The following is a 21506-nucleotide window of genomic DNA, read 5'->3' as shown; positions in this document are numbered from 1 at the left end:
ACGGGCAAAAACCCACTCCCTAAACCGTTCGTCCGCGCGTTCGAAACCCGCCTGAGACCGTCAGGACAGTCGCGCCGCGAGCGCCGCCACCGCGTCCCCGCCACCGGACGCGAGCGGGTCACCGTGCCCCATGCACGCAACCTCGAACGCCGGCGCTCGCTCGGCGAACTCGCGGATGCTCTCGCCCGCCCGACGCCGGTTCCCGTCCACCACCCACGGGACGCGCCCGAGCGACCCGTCCGCGTTCCCGCTGACGAGGTCACCGAGGAGCGCGACGCCGAGACGCTCGCTCACGAAACAGAGATGCCCCGGGGTGTGCCCGGGCGTCTCGAAGACCTCGAACGACCCGACGGTATCGCCCTCGTCGACGAACCGCACATCGAGGTCCGGCCGGTCGACGAGCGGCACCGACACGAGCCGCGTCAGGACGGCCTTCTTCCCGCGCAGCGGCGGTCGTCGTTCGCTCGTGAGGATACGGCCGTCCGTCCCGCTCGCGTACACCGTCGCCGCGAGGTCGTCGTCGAGCTTCGCGAGCGCCCCGACGTGATCGACGTCGTAGTGCGTCACGAGCACGCGGTCGACGTCCCCGAGTTCGAACCCCGCGTCGCGGACGCCCTCGCGTATCCGACCGGCGTCCCACGGCGTCCCGGCGTCCACGAGCACCACGTCGTCGCCGTCCGCGACGAGGAACGCGTTCACCCCCCGGCACGCGATCGTCCACACGCCATCGACCAGCTCCCGACTCATACCCCGACGGAGTCCGCGCGCGGACAAAAACGGTCGCCTGCCGGAACCACTCGGCCCGCCTGCCGGGACCCACCGACCGACAGCGGGCACCATACACCGACCGAGACCGCCACCCCGTTCCGACCGTGACCGACGGCGCCGCCGCTCGTCGGTCGTCGAAACCGCGAGAATCGAAGGGGGTCGCCTAGACCTCTTCGGGGTTCGGGAAGTCGTCGTACTCCGTGATGGAGACGTCGCCTTCCGTGACCTCGCAGAGGACGAGCCCGTTACCCGAGCCCGTGTCGCGTTCCGCAGCCGAGATGACCGCCTTTGCCGCCGCCTGCTTCGCCTCGCCCATCGACATGTCGTCGTGCCAGGACTGCTCGAGGTACCCGTACGCGACCTGCATCCCGCTACCGGTGACGGTGTAATCGTCCTTCATCACACCACCTGCCGGGTCGATGGAGAATACGTGACTGCCGTCCTCGTCCACGCCGCCCAGGATGGGGTTGATCGCGAAGTACGGGCCGCCGCGCGCGAAGTTCCCGGCGAGCGTCGACAGCGCCGTCATGCTCATCTCCTCGCCGCGACGCGCCTCGTAGAGGTTGACCTCCGCGCGCAGGCTCGAGATGAACGACTGCGCGCCGCCGACGCTCCCGACGAGCGTCATCGCCGCGCTCGGGTGAATCTGCTCGACCTTCACCACCTTCTTGTTCGAGACGAACCGGCCGGCGAGACTCGCACGGCGGTCCGTCGCGATGACGACACCGTCGTCCGTCGCGATACCGACGGTCGTCGTCCCCGTCTTGTTCACGTTCTCCTGGTCCTCTCCGGCGTGCTCGCCCCAGTCGCTCGGTGCGATCTCGGGGTCGTAGGGGTTGTCAGCGTCCATCATTCGTCATCACCCTCGTCCGCTTCGGCGAGGAGATCGAGCGCCTCCAGGCGCTCGCCGATCTCGTCGGTCGACAGCGATTCGACGCTCCCGGTCTCCGTCGGCACGGTCGACACCGCGATACCTTCCGCCGGGAAGCCGTCCTCGGTCGCCTCCGCGAGCGCTTCGAGCGCGAGGTCGACGCCCTCGTCGAGGCTCAGCGCGTCGTCGTACTCGTCCTCGAGACGACGCTGGATGTCCTCGCGAGAGCCACCGATGGCGACCGCCTTCCACTCGTACGGCGTCCCCGACGGGTCCGTCTCGTAGAGACGCGGTGTCCCGTCGTTCTCGACGCCACCGACGAGCAGCGCGACGCCGAACGGACGCGCCCCACCCGTCTGCGTGTACTGCTGGATGTGGTCCGTGACGTGCTTCGTCAGCGTCTCCACGCCGACGGGCTCGCCGTACCGGAGCTGGTTCACCTGGCTCTGGCGGCGCGCCACGTCGATGAGCTGGCGAGCGTCCGCGACGTGCCCGGCGCTCGCGATCCCGACGTGGTCGTCGATCTTGTGGAGTTTCTCGACGCTGTCGCGCTCCATGAGCGGCGACCGCGTGCGTCGTTCTGCGGCGAGCACGACCCCGTCGGGCGTGCGGATACCGACGCTCGCGGAGCCGCGCTTGACGGCTTCGCGTGCGTACTCGACCTGATAGAGACGTCCGTCCGGCGAGAAGATAGTGATCCCGCGGTCGTACGCCTGCTGTTGATTTTGTCCTTGCATGGGAGGTTCCGTAACCTTAGGTAAGTGGACGAGTTCTGAAGTACTTTCTGTAAACCGTCAGACGGCCGCGTCGACTCCGCGCTCGTCCATCGTGACCCGACATACACTCCGGCGACGTTTAAATACTGCGTAGTGGGCAACCGCTCGGGCGTTCTCAGCGCCGTCCGGCAGTTCCGGGTCGCCCGGGCACGGGCGACCGCGCCCCTCGCGGCGGGTCGCGCGTGCCGCCCCGCGAGGCGCCCCGTCCGGTGGACGTTTCAACGCGACCCCCTAACGTCGGCGTATGCGACAGCGGTACATCCTGGTGCTCGTGGCCATCGTGGTCCTCGGGCTCGCCGTCGGCGCGCTGCCGGGCCTCCTGAAGAGCGGCGACCCCTACCGCGTGCAGGCGACAGACCTCGGGAACGCGTCGACGTTCGAGGGCGCGGCGTACGACGCGACGGACGTGAGCGAGCGGCGGTTCCCGTACGTGACCGACGCGGTCGCGGACGGGACGTCCGCGTCGTACTACGAGGGACCGTTCGGCGTGAAGGAGTCGTTCAGTCACTCGCCGTTCGACGAGTTCGGTGCGATCGCGACGCGCGTGCCGAACGCGGTCGAGGGGGACGTGGCGCACGTGACGTACAACGGAACGGTCTACCGACTGGAGATCGTTCGTGGGGACGAATGAGTCGCGACCTCCCCCCTGCTGAGTGGCCGGTTCGAGAGTCCGTCGCGGAGTACGAGACGCCGTGGTTCACCGGCGGCCGTGACCGCGTCGAGCAACCCGACGGCTCCGAGAAGGACTACTACTGGGCGACGCTCCCGGACGCGGTCGTCGTGGTGGCGTCCACGGGCGAGGACGTCGTGTTCGTCGAACAGTACCGGCCGACGATCCGCCAGACCCAGGTGGAGCTCCCGGCGGGAATCGTGGAGGACGGTGAGTCGTACACGACCGCCGGGGCGCGCGAGCTCCGCGAGGAGACCGGGTTCGACCCCGCCGGGACGTCGCTCCTCCAGGAGGTCTGGTGTTCGACGGGACTGCTCCGGCATCGCCGCGGGTACGTGTTCGCGGAGGGGTTGACGCCGTGCGAGCGCGAACTCGACAGCAACGAGTTCATCACCGTACGGTCGGTCCCCGTCGAGGACGCCATCGGCGTGGCGCGCGAGCCGCCGACGAACGACGCGACGCTCGAAGCGCTGTTGCTCGCGAAAGAGGACGGCCTGCTCTGACCGGTGACCACTCGCGTTGACCGATGTCGACACGGTCTGGGCCCGAGAGATTCGTATCTCGAGCGTCAGCCGAGCGCGATGCACGCGACGCCCGCGACGGCGAGTCCGGCGGCTGCGAGGCGCGCGCGGAACCGCGGCTCGTTCAGGACGACGCCGCCGAGGACGACCGCGACGATGGCCTGCGCGTTCACGAGCGGCGACGCGACGCTCGCCGCGAGTTCGACGAACGCGACCGCGACCACGTGCTGCCCGACCGCGACGAGCACCGCGAGCGCCGCGAGCGCGCCGAGGTCGTCGCGGACCGTGACGTCCGCGGGCCACTGGCGGGCGGCCAGCGGCGCGAAGGTCACCGCGACGACCGGGAAGAGGACGGCGACGAACGCGGCCGGGTCGACGCCGAGGTCCCCCATGAGGTGGCGTTTCCCGACGTCGACCACGCCGAACGTCGCCGCGGACGCGAGCGCGAGCTGGCCCGGGCGGAGCGTGACCGCGCGCCGGAGCGGCGTGAGGAAGTCCCCCTGGTAGTTCGCGAGGTAGAGCGCTATCGTCACGACGAGCACGCCCGCGACCTGTAGCACGGACAGCGAGGTCGCCGGGATGAGCGCGAGCTCGATGGGGAGCACGAAGAGCGGAACGACCTTGCTGACGGGCGCGACGTAGGAGACGTCGCCGAGCGTGAGCGCACGGAAGAACGCGAGGATTGCGACCCCGCCGAGCGCGGCGACGGCCACGAGGACCGCGAGCGTGTACGGGTCGGTCGGGACGGTCGCGTCGCTCGCGACCGCCACCGGCGCGTACAGCACGGTGGCGATAGCGTACACGCAGACGACGTACACCGAGTCCGGGTAGTGCCCGAACCGGTACTTCACGAGGAAGATGTACGTCCCGAAGACGACCGCGCCGGCGAGCGCCAGCGCGACCCCGAGCGAACTCATCTACGCGTAGCCTTCGAGACCGCACACAAAAGGCCCGCTATGTTAACTCGGTATGTACCCGATGGGCACGGGTAGGGTTCCGAACCAACCGGAGTTCACGAACCCACCGCTACGCGAGTTCTCGAAAGAAACAAGATCGGGAGTGCGACCGAACCGGGTCGGCGTTACTTCGCGCGACCCTGTCCGCCGTTGTTCGAGGGACGGGTGTGCTCCGTACCCTTACCCTTGAACGTGAGTCCGCGGTTCTGCGTGCCGGCGCTCGTGAGGCCACGGAACGCACGCGACTGGTGCTGGCTCTCCGTGATCCACGAGAGGTCGTCGTCGTTCTCGATCGCGGGATGCTCGGGGTCCACGAGGATGATCTCGTGCCACTTCTGCGAGCCGTCCTCACCGACCCAGTACGAGTTCAGCACGCGGAGGTTCTTGAACTTCCGCGACGCGCGCTCCTCCGCGATGCGCTGGATGTTCTTCCGGCGCCCGATGCGGTTCACGCCCTGGCGCTTCGAACGACGCCCCTTCTTGTGTCGGGACTTCCGCGCCGTCCCCTTCCGGACGCTGACGCGCGCCACGACGACGCCCTGCTTGGCCTTGTAGCCGAGCTCGCGGGCCTTGTCGAGGCGCGTCGGTCGGTCGACGCGCTCGATGGCGCCCTGATCCCGCCATTCTTGCTTTCGCTGCCACTGGAGTTCGGCGAGCTTCCCGTCGTCGGGGTCCCGCCACGCTTCCTTGATGTGCGAGTAGAAACTTCGTGCCATGGTCTATCACCACGGGCGTCTGCCGGTTCAGTCCCGGATGGGACCACATTCCGATGACCTGTCGATGACAGGTGCCCGCTGGTGCCCGTCGACCAGCGAGTTGGTTGAGATTCCCGCGTCGTCGCATAAAGGGTTTCGGAACCCCGCGGCGCGCGTCACGCCCTCGCACGCCCATCGACGACGGGCAGGGCGTCCGCCGTCGCGTTCGCGTCGACCGCATCGACCGCATCGACCGCACCGACCGCCCCGCCCGCATCGACCGGTTCGAGCGCCGGCGCCGGGAGCGCGGTCGCGGCCGCGACGCGCTGGCTCGCGGGCCCGTGGACGTCACCGAGGTCCTCGACGGTCGGCGCGTTCACGATGGTGACCCGGGACCCGGACACGTCGACGTAGAACGCGTCGGCGTACGAGCCGTCCGGCACCACGAACACCTGCGAGCCGTCGCGCTCGGCACCGCGATACCGGAGGAGGTCGCGGTACGCGCTCGCGAACTCGCGCGCCTCGCCGTCGTCGTCGAACCGCAGTCGCCACACGTACCCCGCGTCGCCGTCAGCGCGCTCGTACGCGTACAGCGAATCGCCCGCCCACCCCGCGCTCGGCGGGAGCGCGTACCTGATAGGGACCAGGTCGTCGCCGTCGGTGAGGAACTGCTCGCGCGAGACGACGCTCCCCTCGACGTCGTCGTACAGCGTCGCCGCGAACATCGTCGCCACGTCCGCCTCCCCCGCGACCACGCCGTCGCCGACGCGCGACCACTCGCTCGTGCTCCGGTCCGGAACGGACACCGACGCCACGGAATCGTCGTTCCGATGAATGACCTGCTCGCTGGACGCCGCCGGGTCGCTGTAGAGCGCGTTCACGGCCGCCCACCCGCCGGCGTCCTTCCGCTCCGCGACGTACCGCTCGCCCTCCGCGTACGGGAAGTACGACAACAGGTACAGGCCCATGTTCGGTCGTGGCGCAGCGGCCGCCCCGCCGTTCGAACCGTCACCGTCCGCGGTCGTGCCACCGTCGCTCGTCGACGCGTCCGCGGCGGCCTCGTGGCCGACGCACGCCCACTCGCTCCCGCATCGCTGGCGGACCTGCCGGTCGACGTGGTTCGCGTCACCCTCGATGAGCGCGAACAACGCCCGGCGTTCGTCCCGCGTCGGCGACCGCGGGAACCGCACGTCGAGGTTCCCCCGGAACTGGTACGCGTGCACGAGCTCGTGCGCGAGCGTCACCTCGTCCACGGTCGGCGTCGCCGAGGGCGCGACGATGGTTATCTCGTCCTCGCCCGACGAGTAGAACCCCTGCACGCTCGCGGACCGCGTCTCCGCCTGCTCCTCCTGCGCGTCCGTCGATTCGCCGACGAGGAACAGCGCTTCGAGCCGCGCCGCCTCCCGGGCCGCCGCCGTCTCCTCTCCATCACCGCCGCCGCCACCCTGCCGGTCGCGGTACTCCTCGCGCGACAGGATCGAGACCGGGACGCGCCGGTCGAACTCGACGTTCCGGACGTACTCGACGCGCGCCATGCTGCGGTTCACGACCGCCGCGAGCTCGGTCTCGTTCAGCCCGTCACCGGGCGTGACCGCGAGCGACTCGTTGTACCAGACGCCGTTCTCCCAGCCCTTCACGTCCGTCTCGGGGTCCGCGAGCCCGCCACCGTCCTCGGGCGCCGGCGCGGTCTCCGAGTCGCTCGTGGCCGTCGGTTCGTCGAACGCCGACAGCGTACAGCCAGCGAGCCCGACGACCGCGACCACGGCGAGGACGACAAGGACGACTCTCGTTCGCATCTAGTCTACGTCGGGGACTCGCGAACAAAAGTACCTCGGGCGACGCGACCGCCCGGTCGACGACGAGAGCCGGCGCCCGCCGTCGAGACGCCCGGCGCTACGACCCGAGGTATCGCGCGGCGACGCCGGCGAGTATCACGAGCGCTCCCGTCACGAACGTCCCGGGAATCGGGAGCGCGAACAGTCCGACACCGAACGCGAGTGTGGCGGTCGACGCTCGCATAGACGACTCACGACCGCGGGCGACCCTGGAAGCACCGCCAAACCACTTCGCGCTCTCGCGCCGACCGCGAAGACGTCGAACGCCAGATTACGGACCGCGAGCTCGACGGCTACCGCTCGTACGGCCAACGCTGGAGGGGAGGCGACGGAACCGCCGAACGAACGACAGCATCGACCGCGGGGAGACCGAGCGCTACGCGGTCGAAACGGCGAGAAGAGCCTAGGCCGGAATTTGAATCCGGGGTCTCGTCCTTACCAAGGACGCGCTTTACCGCTAAGCTACCCAGGCGCGTTGGAACGCATCTACCTCTTGTCGGGATTCGTTTTAATGCGTTTCGATTCGCGGCTACGAATCGCCCGCGGACTGGGGGACGCCGTCGTCCGCGGTCGGCTCCTCGGGGGGGACGGTGGCGTGGAGGTCGGCGACGGTCGGGAGGAACCCGAGTTCGTGCGGGAAGCCGCGGTCGGTGACGTGGTCGATGCAGTCGCCGACGTGCGCGTACAGTTCCGGCGTGGGGGTGCCGCCGGCGGCGGTGGCGCCCGCGAGCGCGGCGAGTTCGAGGACGTCGCGTTCGAGCGTCCGGTCGTGCTCTACGGGGTCCCTGGTGGGGTCGCGGTCGGCGTCGCGGCGTTCGGTCTGTTCGCGGCCGAACGTGCGGACGGTCTCGACGGCGCGGCCGGCGGCTTCGGTGCGTGCGAGCAGGTAGAAGCCCCGGGAGACGAGGACGTCGGCGGCGAGGATGTCGAGGTTCGGTTGGGTCTGGTCGTCGACGTCCTGCCAGGGTTCGGTGTGGGAGAGCGTGCGGGTGAGGCGGAGGCCGTCGTAGATGAGTTGGACGCCGGCGGCGCGGCTGCCGATGGCGTCCAGGTCGACGGTGTCGTCGACGGCGCGCGCGCACCTGAGTGTGAGCGTGCCGGGAGCGAGCGAGCCGTCGTCGACGTGTGCGACGATGTCGTCGCGGAGGCGCGCCGGGTAGACGTCCTCGACGGCGTCCACGGCGGCCGAGCGACACGTTGCTGCCTCGTCCATCGCGCGAAGGTAGCAACGGGACACGCAAAGACCTTTGGAAACGACGGACGTCCGCGGTGGTGTGATTCGAGTCGACCGCGACGGGGACGTCTGTGTGGTGAGCATCGACCGTCCGGACCGGCGGAACGCGCTCCGGCCGACGGACCTGGACGTGCTGGCGGATGCGGCGCGGCAGGCGACGGCGCCGGTCCTGTACCTCCACGGGGTGGGGTCGGCGTTCTGTGCGGGCGCGGACCTGGACGTCGTGTCGGGACTGGACCGCGAGGGGGCGCGGGACCTGGCGGCGCGCGGGCAGCGCGTGGTGCGTGCGTTCGAGTCGACGGACGCGGTCGTGGTCGCGGGCGTCGACGGCGCGGCGAGGGGTGGTGGGGTGGAGCTCGCGCTCGGGTGCGACGTTCGGGTGGCGTCGCCGGCGGCGTCGTTCGCGGAACCGGGCGTGTCGCTCGGGTTGTTCGGTGCGTGGGGTGGGACGGCTCGCCTGGCGCGGGTCTGCGGGGAGGGCGACGCGATGGACCTCGCGCTCTCCGGTCGGACGGTCGACGCGACGGACGCGCATCGGATGGGGCTCGTGTCGCGCGTGGTCGACGAGCCGCGAGCGGTCGCCGAGGAGCTCGCCGCGCACCCGCCGGACGCGCTCGCGACGCTGAAGCGCCGGATGCGCGACCGCGACGACGTCGCCGCGCAGGAGGCCAGGGAGGTGGAGGCCTTCGCGGACCTCGTCGCGAGTCACGCGGCCGACATCGCCGCGTCCCGCGACCGGTAGCGACGCCGCCGCGTCCGGCGAGAGCGCACTCGTCCGAAAGAGTCGTAGTGGCCGAACGCCGACCTAGGGGCGTGACTGACTGCGAGCACTGCTCGGAATCGTTCGAGGACGAGGCGGCGTACCTCAGGCACCTCGACGACGAGCACCCGGGCGAGATGGGGCCGATAGAGCGACGGCGACTGGACGAGCTCGGTGGGGGCGACGGCGGCCCGTCGATGCCGCTCGTCGTCGCCGGCATCGCCGTCGGCGCGCTCCTGCTGGCCGTCATCCTGTACACGCTCACGATCGGTGGGAGCGGGAGCGGGAACGGGAGCGAGCTCGGCGAGCTCGGGCCGGCGCCGGACCCGCCGCACGAACTGGGGCCGGCGGGGACCGACGAGGTGTATCGACCGTACAGCGTCGGGTCCGCTCACGAGCACGGCCCGATCAGCGTGAACGTCGACGGGCAACAGATCGACTTCCGGAAACCCGAGTTCCAGCACCCGCGAGAGATGCGCGCGTTCCACTTCGAGTCCGGGGAGCGGCGCTGGCACTCGCACGCGAGAGGTGTGACGCTCGAGTACGCGCTGGAGGCGACGGCGTTCGGCGTGACGAACACGTCGTTCGCGTACGACGGCGTCGTCTACCGCGAGGGGTCGAACGCGCAGGGGCCGGACGGCTGGGAAGTCGTGACGGGTGCGACGGTCGTGTACGAGGTCAACGGCGAACCGGTCGCGCCGGAGACGTACGTCCTCCAGAACGAGGACAGCATCACGGTCCGCGTCGAGGCGCCGGATGACGGGTCGACGAACGGGACGACGACGAACGCGAGCGCGCTCGCCTGACGCGGCGCGGTCCCGTTCTGCGAGTGCTTCGCCGGGTCGCGGTCACGGCGTCGGGTCGACGGGGGCTGGCGGCATCGCGCGCTTGTGCTTGCTGCGCTCGTAGAGTTCGCGGACCTCGGTTATCGCGTCGCGGTCGACGTCGAGCGCGCGCTCGGTCGCGGCGGGCGAGAGGTCGCCGTCGACGTGGAGTGCGAGGATGGCGTCGATGGTGTCGTAGGAGAGGCCGAGCTCGTCCTCGTCGGTCTGGTCCGCCCAGAGTTCGGCGGTCGCCTGCTTCTCGGCGAGGTCCTCGGGCGCACCGAGGTGTCTCGCCAGCTGGCGGACCTGCTGCTTGTAGAGGTTCCCGATGGGGTTGCAGTCGACGGCCTGGTCACCGTACTTCGTGAAGTACCCGGTGAGGGCTTCGGCGCGGTTCCCGGTGCCGAGGACGACGCGGTCCTCCTCGTTCGCGACGTAGTAGTTCAGGACGCCGCGGACGCGAGCGCGCGCGTTCCCGACGGCGGTCCGGTCGCGGTCGCTCCCGGGGACGGCGTCGACGAGCGCGTCCACGATCGGTTCGATCTCGACGACGTCGTACTCGATGCCGAGGGCTTCGGCGACGCGTTCGGCGTCGCTCATGTTCCCGTCGCTCGAGACCTCGGCGGGGAGGACGAGCCCGCGGAGGTTCTCGGTGCCGAGTGCGCTCGCGGCGAGGTACGCGGTGGTGGTGGAGTCGACGCCGCCGGAGAGCCCGAGGACGGCGCCGTCGGCGCCGGCGTCGGCGACGACGTCCTGGATGAACGTCTCGATGTGATCGCGGCGTTCGCGGAGTTCGTCGTCGGAGAATCGCAGGTCGAGCATCACGCGCTGGTAGGGATTGCATCGACAAATACGGTTCCATGGCGCGGAAACGATGGACGCGCGTCCAGTTCCCGCGAGCTCGTCGACCGCGAAGCGCTACGTTCAAGTGCAAGCGGCGGGAATCGACGGATGCGAGCGCCGTTGGTCCAGTGGTAGGACAGTGGCTTCCCAAGCCACTAGCCCGGGTTCAATTCCCGGACGGCGCATTCCTGCGACGAACGTACGTGAGGAGCGGAATCGCCATCGGGAATTGAATCCTACCAGTCGCGCGCAGCGAACGGAGTGAGCGAGCACGTCTGGTTTCGGTTCAATTCCCGGACGGCGCACTTCTCTCCCGTAACCGAGCGAAGAGCGGCGGTGTGAGAGGTCGCCGTCGCGTGCGTTCGCTGCGGCGACCGGTTGCGTTACTGTACCCACCCCTGGGGTTTCAGGCTTCGTCGCGCCGTTCGAGTCCGTCTTCGACGGGACGCGTGGTGTCCGATTCGATCCAGGCGTCCAGGTTCTCGCGGTCGTAGATGACCATCCCTTCGACGGTTTCGCGGCCGACGTAGCGGTCGGCGTCTTCGTTCTCCTGTGACTGCATCCGAGTTCGATGCAGGCTATCGTTCGGTCGGGCTTATGCTTGCTGGCCGGGTGAGCGCGGCGATAAAAGCATGACGGCCACGGGACGAGGTGGCGTGATACGTGGGTGGGTGCGGGTCGGTTGGCGAGGGGCTGCCACGGGCTGGACGGACTGGCGGGTCGACCGGTCGGTGGAGCGCTCGGTTCGAGTGGCAACTGGTGTGTCAGCCGAGCGAGCGCGTGCAGTTCCGGCAGTACTTGACTGTCCCGAGGCGGTCGTTCGGCGTGCCGCAGTGCGGGCACGCGCGGACGGTGTCCTCGTTCGAGTGCGTCGGTGGGTCGTGGTCGTCGAGGGCGTCCTCGTCGACGTGGTTCCGCTGGACGCGGTCGCCGACGCGCGTGTATTCTTCGGGGTCGCCGATGGCGCTCGCCTGCGGGTTCGTGTCCCCGCGGCGCACGTAGTACGCGTAGATGGCGAGCTGGACGACCGCGAACAGGACGGCGTAGCCGATTATCCAGCTCCAGACCTCGACCATATATGCTAGTTGTTCGCATGGCACTTGATTGTTGTCGCTCGCGGGGAAGACTGGAGTGTCGACGGTCGCTGGGAGCGGACTCGCGAGCGCGCTCGACGCGGCGACCGGATGAACGGCCGCCCCTCGAGAGGGAACGGGGAATCAGCGGTCGCTGGGCGGTCAATGGTGACGCGGGAGTCGACGGTCGGGCGGGAGTCAGCGGTCGCCGGGCGATGCGAGGTCGCGGCCGAACTCGTCGAAGACCTCGAGGTCGTCGGGGAGGTCGTACTCGATGCGGCGCTCGGCCTGCCGGTTCACGTTCGCGTCCTCGAGCGGTTCGGCGACGTCCTCCCAGCCGGGTTTTATCTTGACGCTCTTCGCGGGCGATCCGACGGCGACGTGGTGTGCGGGCACGTCGCTGGAGACGGCGGCCTTCGCGCCGACGACCGCGTTCTCGCCGATCTTGCAGCCCGCGCGGACCATCGTGTCGTACGTGACGCGGGCGTCGTCCTCGATGATGGTGTGGTAGTTCTCGACGGCGGTCTGGTCGACGACGTCGTGGTCGTGACTGTATATGTGGGCGTCGTCGCTGATGGAGACGCGGTCACCGATGGTGAGCTTCCCGCGGTCGTCCAGGTGGACGTCGTCGTGGACGACGACGTTGTCACCGATCGTGATGTTGTGCCCGTACGTGAACGTGATGCCCTTGAAGAACCGGCAGCCGTCGCCGCAGGATTCGAAGAGGTGGTCGGCGAGCATCGAGCGGAAGCGGAGCGCGAACTCGACGTTGTCGGCCATCGGCGTGGCGTCGAACTGCCGCCAGAGCCACTGGAGGTGCTTGGAGGTCTCGAACGCGTCCTCGTCCTTCTCCGCGTAGTACTCGCTCTCGAGCGTCGTGTTGCAGGGGTCGTACCCCTGGAGGCGGACGCGTTCGGCGGGCGAGACGTCCCCGTCGTTCTGCCAGCGCTCGTAGGCGTCGCGGTCGCCGTGGAGGTCCACGAGGACGTCCTCGACGACCTCGCACGTGGACTCGGCGTCCCCGCGGAGCCGCTCGTCGACGTCCTCGATGAACGCCCGGACGCCTGCCTCGGCGCCCCCGGGAAGCGTGACGTGCCGTTTCGTCATGCCTGCCAGTTGGCGGCCGGGCCTGATACCCGTTTGGTTGTGCGAAGGACGCCGTTTCACTCGTCGCACCGGGGCGACCAAGCACTGATACCGACGTGAGCCCTTGCTAGCACATGGCACTCTCTCGTCGGTCGACGCTGGTCGGGCTGTCGGCGGCGGCGTTCGCGGCGCTCTCGGGGACGCTGTCGAGCAGGCCGCCGCAGCGCTTCGAGCGGCTGTCGGTGTCCGTCAGCGGTCCGGGTTCGCTCTGGGTGGGGACGCTCGGGTTCCGCGACGTCGACGGCGCGGAGCGCTGGGAGGACCTGTACGGACTCGGTGACGTCGACTACCTCGCCCCCGCCGACTTCCGGGTGCACGAGCGGGTCACCGAACTGTACACGCCGGTCGAGTTCGTCGCGGCCCCCATGGCCGGCCACGACCCCGCGGACCCGCTCTCCGCGTCGCTGTCGACCGACGACGCGGAGCTCGCGTCCGGGACCGTCACCGGACTCGACGACGCCATCACGCTCACGCTGGAGTGACGACCCGGGTCCCCGACCCGGTCACGTGGGAAGGTTTAAGAACTCCCGGCAGAACTTGCGTGCCGTATGGGGACAGGCGGCACGGGCGGCCGAGCGGGGGACGTGGACGTGACCCGTAGACGCGTCGTCCTCGCGGGTGCGACCGCCAGCGCGACGGTCGCCGCCGGATGCGCGTCGGCCCTCGACTTCCTCGACGACGACGTGTACGGTTCGGTGCGCGTGACCGTCGAGGGCGACGGCGTCGTCTGGTCCGGAATCGTCTCCTTCCGGAGCGCTGACGGCACGCGCGTGAGCATCTCGGTCGACCGCGCGCTCGGCAGTCGGTCCTACGTCCTCCCCGACGACATCGAGGCGGACGGCTACGACGCGGTCGGCGAACCGATAACCGTCGTCGTCGTCCCGGAGCGAGGCGTCTCCGAGCGCACGCCCCTGTCCGTCGCGGTCGCGTGCGACGGTGACCGGTGCGGGCGCGCGAGCACGACCGACGGCGACGGACCGATGCCCGTCGAGGTCGGATAGCTCGCACCAATCGGCTCGCGGGCTCGCGTTCCCGGTCACTGGTACGAAGCACACCCGCTAAGTGCGGGGCGTCCCTAGACCGGCGTATGCATTACCGCGAACTCGGCGCAGCGGGCGTCGACGTGTCCGAGATCGGGTTCGGCGCGTGGACGGTCGGCACCGACTGGTGGGGCGACCGCACGGACGAGGAAGCGAAGGAGATGCTCCGGTACGCGTTCGACCAGGGCATCACGTACTTCGACACGGGCGACGTGTACGGGCACGGCCACAGCGAGGAGCTCGTCGGCGAGGCGCTCGCGGACGTCCGCGACGAGGTGTCCGTCGCGACGAAGGTCGGGTACGACTTCTACGACAACCCGCAGGCGGGCCACGGTGAACTCCCGAAGGAGATGCACCCCGAGTACCTCGACGACGCGCTCGAGCAGAGCCTCGACCGCCTCGGGTTCGACTCCGTCGACGTGCTCCAGTTACACAACGCGAACGTCGACGAGATCGACGCGGACGTCCTCGAGTGGCTCGACGAGGTCAGAGAGAGCGGTCGCGCGGACGCCGTCGGTATCGCGCTCGGCCCGAGTATCGGATGGCTCGCGGAGGGCGAGAAGGCGATCCGAGAGGAGTTCGACTCCGTCCAGCTCGTCTGGAACGCCCTCGAACCCGAGATCGGCGACCGGTTCCTTGAGGTCGTCGAGGAGACCGGGAGCGAGACGAGCCTGGTGCCGCGCGTCCCGCACTCGTCGGGGCTCCTGAACGAGCAGATCACGCCCGAGAATCCGCCGGGCGAGGGCGACCATCGCGCGTACCGGCCCGACGAGTGGTTCGAGACGGGGTTCGAGAAGGTGGAGGCGCTCCGGTTCCTCGAACGCGACGGGGTCCCCGCGAGCGAAGCGAGTGGGCGGCAGGGAGCGACCGACAGGAGCGACCGTGGGCGAACCATGGCGCAGGCGTCGCTCCAGTACCTCCTCTATCACGACGCGGTCGCGACGGTCACGCCGACGTTCCGGACGCGGTCGGACATCGACGCGTGGGCGACGGCGAGCGACGCCCCGGCGCTCTCGGACGCGGAGTACGACCGCGTCCGGGAACTCCAGGCGAACGGGTTCGAGCTGGACCGCGACGACGGCATGGACAGTCTCCGGTCGTCCGTCGGCGGAACGGACATCGAGCGCGCGGGCCTCGACAAGCACGTCGCGGGCGACTGAGGCGACACCCCACCGTCACCGCGGTGTCCGAACGAACGTCCAGTATCGGCCGGTTCGGCGCGTTCGAACCGGTCGTTCGACAGCCGTAAGCACTCCTTACGGGTCGTTTAGGCGGTCTATACTGATATGGTGGTCTACCGTATGAAATGATGCCCGTTGGCGCTCGTCCCCACATCGAGCTGCCAGGGCCTGTCCGCACACGCACACCATACGAGGGGGGAGGCCGACGCGAGTCGGTTCCGTCGTACCGGGTGCACTCGTGCAGACGTCGACAACCGCACCACCGAATCCACCGGCCGACACCCACCACCCACCCCACCCACGTCAGGCCGGTTCCACCCACCCACCCATCTACGGTCCGTGGCTGGCCGCGTTGCGGCCGGCCGCGATCGGATTCTTTCGGTGCGACCGACCTTATCCTTCGAAGAGCGACAGCGCCGTCGTCGTTCGTGTCTACCGCGCCGGCGAGACACCTCGACCGCGGTGACAGGACAACTTTGCGACCGCGGTGACAATACAACTTTGGCGCAGGACCTATGTGACCAAGCCCACTCGGTCAGGGTATGACACGAACACGGCGTTCACTGTTGAAAGTGGCTGCGGCGTCCGGTGCGGTCGCGCTCGCGGGCTGTTCGAGCATCCTCGGCGGGTCGAAGGACGCGAGCGAGACGGCATGGCTGTACCAGCCCGGGACGGTCGGCGACGTCGACCACTACCTCTCGCTCCGCTACCAGCCCTCGGCGATCGCCGAGCGCGCGGCGAACTTCGACGACGACGTCTACGACGCGATGCGGTCGTTCGGGAGTTCCGCGCGCGACCTCGTCGGGTTCGAGTTCGGGACGACCGACGCCCAGCTCGCGTTCGGGAAGAACGCCGTCCTCGCCGCGGACTTCGAGTCCGGTGACGTCGCGTCGACGCTCGAAGCCGAGGAGTTCAGCAGCGCGGACGCGTACAAGGACTACGACGTGTACGTGGGCCACGACGACGATGCCGCGGTCGGTATCGGGAGCAGCGAGGTCGTCGTCGCGCGCTCGACGGGGATATTCGGGAGCGCGGACAACGCCGAAACCGTCCTCGAGGGGATTCTCGACGTGAACGCGGGTGATGCGGAGAGCTACGCGGAGGATAGCGCGGACTTCCAGACGCTCTCGGACGCCCTCGGGGAGGGCGCCATCCAGTCGATGCGGACGTACGACGAGACCGAGTCGACGGACACCGACGAGGGCGATTTCGCGGGCGAGGTCGCGCGCGGCATCGACTCCGTCCTCGTCGACGACGGCATCGAGACGACGTTCGTCCGCGTGTTCAACGAGGCGTCGGACATCGACGAGGGCGACGTCGAGGACTGGGTGGCCGCGGACGACGTCTTCGACGAGTTCCAGGACGTCACGGTGTCGACGGACGGCCGCGTCGTCGAGGTGACCGGCACGGAGGCGACCGGCGCGTACGACTTCTACGTCGGGAGCGCGTGACGCAGGGCAAACGGTCCCCATCCCGAAACGGCGGCCTGGAGGCCGCCGTATGCCACCCCAGTCAGTTCACGCGAGGAAGACGTGACGTGGTCGGTCCGCGAGGACGTCTCGCCCCCAGTCGACGGTGTCGCTGAACGCGTCGGAGCGGAAGAACGCCATCGCGTCGTCGCGCGAGTTCCAGCGGGACGCGATGAACATGTCGTTCTCGTCCTCCACGTTCGCGAGCAGGTCGGTCTTGACGTGCCCGTCCATGTCCGCGAGGACGCCACCGACGGTCTCGAACTTGTCGACGAAGTCCTCGCGCTTGTCGGCCTTGGTCGTGTAGAACATCCCCATCGTCCCCCACGTGTCGCCGTCGGCGTCGTCGCCGGCCTGCCGGACGACGCCGGGGAGGTCGGTGAGGAACCCGCTCGCGGTGTCGGCGGCGTCTTGGGCCTCCCAGACGCTCGCGACCGCGTGCGGGCCGTCGGGGTTCTCGTACACCGCGGTCTTCACGTGGCGGTCGTAGTGCTCGAAGTTCCCGCGGAGCCCGTCCATCTCCTCGTAGAGTTCGTCGACGTCCGCCTCGCTGTAGAGGACGACCGCGTACACGTCCTCGCCGTGGGGCTGTCCGCCGTAGACGCCCTCGGCTTCCAGTTCGTCGCGCACGTCCGCCGGCGGGCCGCCCGCATCGCCGTCGCCGTGAGCGTGCTCGGCGTCGTCGCCGTGGTGCTGGCCGTCGTCCCCGTGGTCGTGGTGGTGGCCGTCGTCCCCGTGGTGGTGCCCGCTCTCGGCGGCCGCGTCGTCGCGCTCGCCCTCCGGGACGGGGACGTCGTCGCCGGCGAAGAACGCGGGGAGGTCCGCGGGCGGGAACTTCCGGCCGACGAGGAAGTCACCGAACTCGGCGAACTGCGACGTCGACGGGTCGAACCGCATCTCGTTCAGGAGGTCCTTCACGTTCGAGAGGTCGTCCGCCCAGAGCGTGATTCCCCACTCATGGGCGTCCAGGCCGACCGACGAGCAGATCATCTGGTCGACCTTCCCGGCGTAGTCCCGGCCGATGTCCGCGTGCCGCATGATGTGCTCGGCGCGCTCGTCGTACGACGTATCGTACCAGTTCTGCTCGGGCTGCCGACGCTTGCTCATCGGGTAGAACGACACGAACTCGCTGTCGGGAATCTCCGGATGCAGGCGGTCGTCGATGTAGTCGCCGATCACGGCGTCCTCGTCGGTCTCACCGGCGAGGTACTCCCGGGTCTGCTCGCCGTACCCCGAGGCCTCCGTGACGGACACGTAGCTCGTCGTACGCTCGGTGAACGCGGCGAGCGCGGTGTCCTCGAACGACCGCTCGATGCGGTCGAGGTCCCGCATCGTCGGCCGCAGGTGCAGGAAGAGCAGGTCCGCCTTGTGACCCATCACCGAGTAGAGCGCCGACTCGCCGTCGTCGCTGCGCGCAGCGTGCTCGCGGTGAGCCAGGAACTCCTGGCCCTCTTCGAGTGCTCGCTCGCGTTCGCGCTCGGGCGCCTGCCGCCAGGCGTCCCAGTCCACCGTCCGGAAGTCGTGCAGTACGTACGACCCTTCCGCCGTGAGCGGCGGTTCGCGTTGCTCCATGGTCGCGGCTTCGGCTGGCGGCCAGAAGGCCGTGTCGGTCTCGGGTCGGGTCCGGTGGTCGTCGACACACCGCCGGCAACTGACCACGAGTATCGAAACCCTTTCACGACCGCCCCGGAAGATAAATACAAGATGCGCAAGAGCGGCCCGCCGAAGGGGCTCATCGCGTACATCGTCCTGGAACTCCTCGCGGAGAAACCACGGTACGGGTACGAGATACTCAAGGAGATAACGGAGATCAGTGGCGGTCACTGGGAGCCCTCGTACGGGTCGGTGTACCCGATACTGTACAAGTTCGAGGACGAGGGGTGGGCCGAGCGGATCGAGCGCGAGGACGAACCCGACCGGAAGTACTTCGAGCTCACCGACGACGGCGTTGAGGAGCTCGCACGTCGCCGCGAGGAGTCCGCGAAGAAGGCCAAGGAGTTCGCGGACGTCATCCTCGGATTCTATCACGTCTACGTCGCGTTCTCCACGGACGACCGCTTCGAGGTCCCCGCCATCGACGGCGAGTGGCACTTCGACGAGGACTTCTCCGCGTGGATCGTCGAACAGATGATACGCCACCACGACCACTACTTCGGCGACTTCGACCGCATCGAGGACACGCCCGAGGAGTTCTACGACGCGCACGGCGTCGACCGCAACGACGAGTAACGCGCGCCGACGCCCCCGTCTCACTTCTTGAGAGAGTGTCACCGGTCGACGATTGGGAAGGGTTCACCAGTAATGAGTCACTTTGGAGTCGATACCGTCTTCTCGATTACAGACAATCATTCTCATCGGGATTTCCGCCTGGCAGCGGTCCCACCGCTTGGCACGGCAACCGCGGTCGACGTAACAACGGACGACTCGACACCGAACGAGACCACCGACGTCACGACGACCGGTTCTGCCGACGACGCGAACGGGATGCCCGGCTTCGGGCTCGCCGCCGCGGTCACAGCGCTCGCCGCCGTCGCGCTGCTCGCGCGAACGCGGCACTGACAACGCAGATAGCGGCCCCGAAGAGGAACCGGCCCCGGCGTTCAGAGGAGGGTCGGGACGACGACCATCGCGAGCAGGCAGACGAGCATCGTGACGCCGACGCTCGTCGTGACGTACCGGACGTGCCGGCGCTTCGGGTCGATCGGGAGCCGCGAGACGACCGCTTCCGTGCTCGTGCGGAGGATGTGTCCGCCGTCGAGCGGAAACGCGGGGATGCAGTTGAAGAACCCGAGCTGGACGTTGATCCATCCAGTCCAGAACGCGAGGTTCGCGAGCACGAACAGCGCGTCGGCGCCGAGGAAGGAGAGCGACCCGCCGCTCGCGACGTAGAAGTTCGTGATCGCACCCTGGAAGCCCGCGAAGTTCACCGGGAGGCCGAGCGCGCCGAACGCGCTCGCGAACGGGAGGACGAGCGTCCCGAACATCGTCCCGAAGAACCACTGGACGAGCCCGGTGTCGCCGGGGCCGCCGCCACCGAGCGCGCCGAGGTAGTTCTCGGCGGGGTACAGCTGCACGCCGAAGTCGGTGACGACGAGCCCGGTCGTCCCGAAGACGGGTTGGACGCCGAGGAACCCGCCGCCGTCCTGCGCGCCGAGTTCGACCTCGTAGGTGTCGCGAGCACCGTCGTGGTACGCGGTGATGGAGACGGTCGTCCCCGGGTCCTGGTTCCCGACGTACCGGACGAGTTCGCGCGTGTCGACGACGCGCTCCCCGTCTATCTCGGTGACGACGAGCATCTCGCCGGCGGGCGCGCCTCCGGCGGCGAACGGGTCACCGTCGAGGACCCGGACGTACGCGCCGGCGACGAACTCGCTGCTGGCGACCGTGCCGTTCGCGCGTTCGACGGTCGCGTTCACCGGCCCCGGTGACGCTTCGACGGCGTCGTAGAACCCGGCGGTCGTACTCACCGGCGTCCCGTTGACCGCGGTTATCGTGTCCTCTGGCGCGATCGCCGCTGGCCCGCCACGGACGCTCTGCGTGACCAGGACCGTGCGCTCGACTCGCTCGGTGCGGTCGCCGTCGACCTCGACCTCGACGGTCTCCGCGGTGGTGTTCGCGAGCATCGCGGAGACGTCCGCGTTCGACTCGACCGGCTGCCCGTCGAACGCCGTGATGCGGTCGCCCTCGCCGATGTCCGCTTGCGCGGCGGGCGACGCGGGGAACGACCCGGCGACCGCCGCGCCCGGTGCGACCGACAGCGACGCGACGATGGGGCCGAACAGGAGCGCGTACGCGATGACGGTGACGGCGAAGTTGTTCGTGACGCCGGCGGCGAACATCCGGGTCTGCGCGCCGCGGGACCGCTCCCGGCGCTGCTTATCGTTCGGTTCGACGAACGCCCCGACCGGGAGGATCGCGAGCAACGCGAGGCCCATGGATTCGATCTCCATGTCCTCGACGCGCGAGAGCAAGCCGTGGCCGCCCTCGTGGACGATGAGGCCGACAGCGAGCCCGAACACGATACCGGGCGCGGCCGACAGCGGGAGGAAGTCGTTGACGCCGGGGATGACGAGGAAGTTCTTCGGGTTGCTGACCGTCTGCTGGGCGGGGTCCTGCGCGACCTGGAGTGCGGTGAACACGAGCGCGACGAACGACCCGACCATGACGACGAGCGTGATGCCGACGCCGACGTTCGCCCAGGCTCGCCAGAACCGCTTCGGGCCGGCGAGCCAGTTCAGGAACGCCCGCCCGCGCTTCGTGTGCAGGGTGAGTATCGGACCGCTCGTGCCGATGAACGACGGCAGGAGGCCGTTCCGGTTCGCGTAGATGACCGCGAGCCAGTAGACCGCGAGCCCGAACAGCACCCACTGCAGCGTGGAAACCATCACTCGTCTCTCGGGGATGCGCGGGCAAATGGCTTTGGTTACCCCGACTCACCGGGGTCCATCCGGCCGCGCTCGTCGACGCACACGGTCGCGCTCGGATGGGTCTCCGCGCGAGTACCAGCGGTGGTTCGCGGCCAGTCGTCGCGTTCAGCGTGGCTCGCGGCGGAACTCGGAAAGGTTTAACCGCGATGGGGAAGGAGGGACCGTATGGCCAGTTTCAAGGAAGCGGAAGCGCGGAACCTCGAGAAGATGATCTGCATGCGATGTAACGCTCGGAACTCCAAGGAAGCGACGCGCTGCCGGAAGTGCGGGTACAAGAACCTCCGCCCGAAGGCGAAGGAAGCGCGCGCGGCCTGATTCCCGGAGCACGTTCCCAATCGCTTCTTCGCGCGTTCGAGTGCTCGTTCGCGAGTGACGACGCCGTTCGCCGTCGACGCGGCTCTCGTCGTCGCGTCGACG

25 protein-coding genes and 2 tRNA genes are annotated in these 21506 nt (G+C 69.0%); 12 read left to right on the top strand and 15 right to left on the bottom strand.

The genetic code is table 11. From position 1 onward, the window contains the following. Window positions 1-60 precede the first annotated feature (60 nt). From SM754_RS03045 to psmA, 3 genes are all read right to left on the bottom strand, one after another. Window positions 61-747: an MBL fold metallo-hydrolase gene (locus tag SM754_RS03045; protein WP_323674737.1), complete on the bottom strand. Its 687-nt coding sequence runs from the start codon at window positions 745-747 to the stop codon at window positions 61-63. Window positions 748-931: 184 nt separating this feature from the next. Beyond that, on the bottom strand, window positions 932-1621 hold the full coding sequence (locus tag SM754_RS03040) for an Ntn hydrolase family protein (RefSeq protein ID WP_323674736.1): 690 nt from the start codon (window positions 1619-1621) through the stop codon (window positions 932-934). Next, window positions 1618-2376 carry an archaeal proteasome endopeptidase complex subunit alpha gene (gene psmA, locus SM754_RS03035; RefSeq protein ID WP_323674735.1) on the bottom strand — a complete coding sequence of 253 codons (759 nt, stop codon included), beginning with the start codon at window positions 2374-2376 and terminating at the stop codon, window positions 1618-1620. The genes SM754_RS03040 and psmA overlap by 4 nt, the downstream gene beginning before the upstream one ends. Window positions 2377-2659: 283 nt before the next feature. Between psmA and SM754_RS03030 the strand changes: the two genes are divergently transcribed. Further along, a complete protein-coding gene (locus SM754_RS03030; protein ID WP_323674734.1) occupies window positions 2660-3046 on the top strand; it encodes a hypothetical protein in 387 nt (128 codons plus the stop codon). Then, window positions 3043-3588 carry an NUDIX hydrolase gene (locus tag SM754_RS03025; RefSeq protein ID WP_323674733.1) on the top strand — a complete coding sequence of 182 codons (546 nt, stop codon included), beginning with the start codon at window positions 3043-3045 and terminating at the stop codon, window positions 3586-3588. The genes SM754_RS03030 and SM754_RS03025 overlap by 4 nt, the downstream gene beginning before the upstream one ends. A 65-nt stretch (window positions 3589-3653) precedes the next feature. On the opposite strand, the gene SM754_RS03020 is transcribed toward SM754_RS03025, so the two are convergent. The 6 genes from SM754_RS03020 to SM754_RS02995 all read right to left on the bottom strand — a co-directional run bounded on the left by SM754_RS03020 (window position 3654) and on the right by SM754_RS02995 (window position 8305). Further along, a complete protein-coding gene (locus SM754_RS03020) occupies window positions 3654-4523 on the bottom strand; it encodes an EamA family transporter (protein WP_323674732.1) in 870 nt (289 codons plus the stop codon). 164 nt (window positions 4524-4687) lie between these two features. Further along, window positions 4688-5278, bottom strand: a complete 591-nt coding sequence (locus tag SM754_RS03015; RefSeq protein ID WP_323674731.1) for a 50S ribosomal protein L15e — start codon at window positions 5276-5278, stop codon at window positions 4688-4690. A gap of 155 nt (window positions 5279-5433) precedes the next feature. Beyond that, complete coding sequence (locus tag SM754_RS03010; protein WP_323674730.1) at window positions 5434-7053, bottom strand: Hvo_1808 family surface protein; 1620 nt, start codon at window positions 7051-7053, stop codon at window positions 5434-5436. A 97-nt stretch (window positions 7054-7150) separates the two neighbouring features. Next, window positions 7151-7276: a hypothetical protein gene (locus SM754_RS03005; protein WP_323674729.1), complete on the bottom strand. Its 126-nt coding sequence runs from the start codon at window positions 7274-7276 to the stop codon at window positions 7151-7153. Window positions 7277-7492: 216 nt separating this feature from the next. After that, a tRNA-Thr gene (locus SM754_RS03000) sits at window positions 7493-7564 on the bottom strand. 57 nt (window positions 7565-7621) lie between these two features. Then, window positions 7622-8305: a DUF7114 family protein gene (locus tag SM754_RS02995; protein WP_323674728.1), complete on the bottom strand. Its 684-nt coding sequence runs from the start codon at window positions 8303-8305 to the stop codon at window positions 7622-7624. 61 nt (window positions 8306-8366) lie between these two features. On the opposite strand from SM754_RS02995, the gene SM754_RS02990 reads away from it, so the two are divergent. Together SM754_RS02990 and SM754_RS02985 are read left to right on the top strand one after the other, a co-directional pair. Beyond that, entirely contained in the window at window positions 8367-9068 is a 702-nt protein-coding gene (locus SM754_RS02990) for an enoyl-CoA hydratase/isomerase family protein (RefSeq protein WP_323674727.1), read from the top strand. Window positions 9069-9139: 71 nt separating this feature from the next. Beyond that, complete coding sequence (locus tag SM754_RS02985; protein WP_323674726.1) at window positions 9140-9892, top strand: hypothetical protein; 753 nt, start codon at window positions 9140-9142, stop codon at window positions 9890-9892. A gap of 42 nt (window positions 9893-9934) precedes the next feature. Here the strand turns inward: SM754_RS02985 and SM754_RS02980 are convergent, their stop codons facing one another. Next, the gene (locus tag SM754_RS02980; RefSeq protein ID WP_323674725.1) at window positions 9935-10732 is read right to left on the bottom strand and encodes an NAD+ synthase; all 798 of its coding nucleotides are present in this window, start codon (window positions 10730-10732) and stop codon (window positions 9935-9937) included. Between the two features lie 135 nt (window positions 10733-10867). On the opposite strand from SM754_RS02980, the gene SM754_RS02975 reads away from it, so the two are divergent. After that, window positions 10868-10938 (top strand) — tRNA-Gly (locus SM754_RS02975). A gap of 221 nt (window positions 10939-11159) precedes the next feature. On the opposite strand, the gene SM754_RS02970 is transcribed toward SM754_RS02975, so the two are convergent. From SM754_RS02970 to SM754_RS02960, 3 genes are all read right to left on the bottom strand, one after another. Then, complete coding sequence (locus SM754_RS02970) at window positions 11160-11315, bottom strand: DUF7331 family protein (protein ID WP_227132116.1); 156 nt, start codon at window positions 11313-11315, stop codon at window positions 11160-11162. 202 nt (window positions 11316-11517) lie between these two features. After that, window positions 11518-11829 (bottom strand): DUF7577 domain-containing protein, encoded by a 312-nt coding sequence (locus tag SM754_RS02965; RefSeq protein ID WP_323674724.1) that lies wholly within the window; start codon window positions 11827-11829, stop codon window positions 11518-11520. Between the two features lie 195 nt (window positions 11830-12024). Then, complete coding sequence (locus SM754_RS02960) at window positions 12025-12933, bottom strand: acyltransferase (protein ID WP_323674723.1); 909 nt, start codon at window positions 12931-12933, stop codon at window positions 12025-12027. A gap of 113 nt (window positions 12934-13046) precedes the next feature. Here SM754_RS02960 and SM754_RS02955 point away from each other — a divergent pair, with 113 nt between their 5' ends. The 4 genes from SM754_RS02955 (at window position 13047) to SM754_RS02940 (ending at window position 16644) form a co-directional block, all read left to right on the top strand. Beyond that, the gene (locus SM754_RS02955) at window positions 13047-13454 is read left to right on the top strand and encodes a hypothetical protein (RefSeq protein WP_323674722.1); all 408 of its coding nucleotides are present in this window, start codon (window positions 13047-13049) and stop codon (window positions 13452-13454) included. 66 nt (window positions 13455-13520) lie between these two features. After that, window positions 13521-13973 carry a hypothetical protein gene (locus SM754_RS02950; protein ID WP_323674721.1) on the top strand — a complete coding sequence of 151 codons (453 nt, stop codon included), beginning with the start codon at window positions 13521-13523 and terminating at the stop codon, window positions 13971-13973. Window positions 13974-14059: 86 nt separating this feature from the next. Then, complete coding sequence (locus SM754_RS02945; RefSeq protein ID WP_323674720.1) at window positions 14060-15172, top strand: aldo/keto reductase; 1113 nt, start codon at window positions 14060-14062, stop codon at window positions 15170-15172. A 563-nt stretch (window positions 15173-15735) separates the two neighbouring features. Then, a complete protein-coding gene (locus SM754_RS02940) occupies window positions 15736-16644 on the top strand; it encodes a hypothetical protein (RefSeq protein WP_323674719.1) in 909 nt (302 codons plus the stop codon). A gap of 66 nt (window positions 16645-16710) precedes the next feature. Here the strand turns inward: SM754_RS02940 and SM754_RS02935 are convergent, their stop codons facing one another. Further along, window positions 16711-18234 carry a heme-binding protein gene (locus SM754_RS02935; protein WP_323674718.1) on the bottom strand — a complete coding sequence of 508 codons (1524 nt, stop codon included), beginning with the start codon at window positions 18232-18234 and terminating at the stop codon, window positions 16711-16713. Window positions 18235-18366: 132 nt separating this feature from the next. Between SM754_RS02935 and SM754_RS02930 the strand changes: the two genes are divergently transcribed. Together SM754_RS02930 and SM754_RS02925 are read left to right on the top strand one after the other, a co-directional pair. Then, window positions 18367-18891 (top strand): PadR family transcriptional regulator, encoded by a 525-nt coding sequence (locus tag SM754_RS02930; RefSeq protein ID WP_323674717.1) that lies wholly within the window; start codon window positions 18367-18369, stop codon window positions 18889-18891. A gap of 72 nt (window positions 18892-18963) precedes the next feature. Then, on the top strand, window positions 18964-19221 hold the full coding sequence (locus SM754_RS02925; protein WP_323674716.1) for a PGF-CTERM sorting domain-containing protein: 258 nt from the start codon (window positions 18964-18966) through the stop codon (window positions 19219-19221). Between the two features lie 41 nt (window positions 19222-19262). On the opposite strand, the gene SM754_RS02920 is transcribed toward SM754_RS02925, so the two are convergent. Next, a complete protein-coding gene (locus tag SM754_RS02920; protein ID WP_323674715.1) occupies window positions 19263-21047 on the bottom strand; it encodes a site-2 protease family protein in 1785 nt (594 codons plus the stop codon). A gap of 207 nt (window positions 21048-21254) precedes the next feature. On the opposite strand from SM754_RS02920, the gene SM754_RS02915 reads away from it, so the two are divergent. Continuing rightward, on the top strand, window positions 21255-21404 hold the full coding sequence (locus SM754_RS02915; RefSeq protein ID WP_323674714.1) for a 50S ribosomal protein L40e: 150 nt from the start codon (window positions 21255-21257) through the stop codon (window positions 21402-21404). Window positions 21405-21506: the final 102 nt, after the last annotated feature.

It is taken from the genome of Halorubellus amylolyticus (genome assembly GCF_034808145.1).
Taxonomy (GTDB): domain Archaea; phylum Halobacteriota; class Halobacteria; order Halobacteriales; family Natrialbaceae; genus Halorubellus.
The sequence above is the reverse complement of the archived record's forward strand: the minus strand, read 5'-3'. Positions and strand labels throughout refer to the sequence as shown.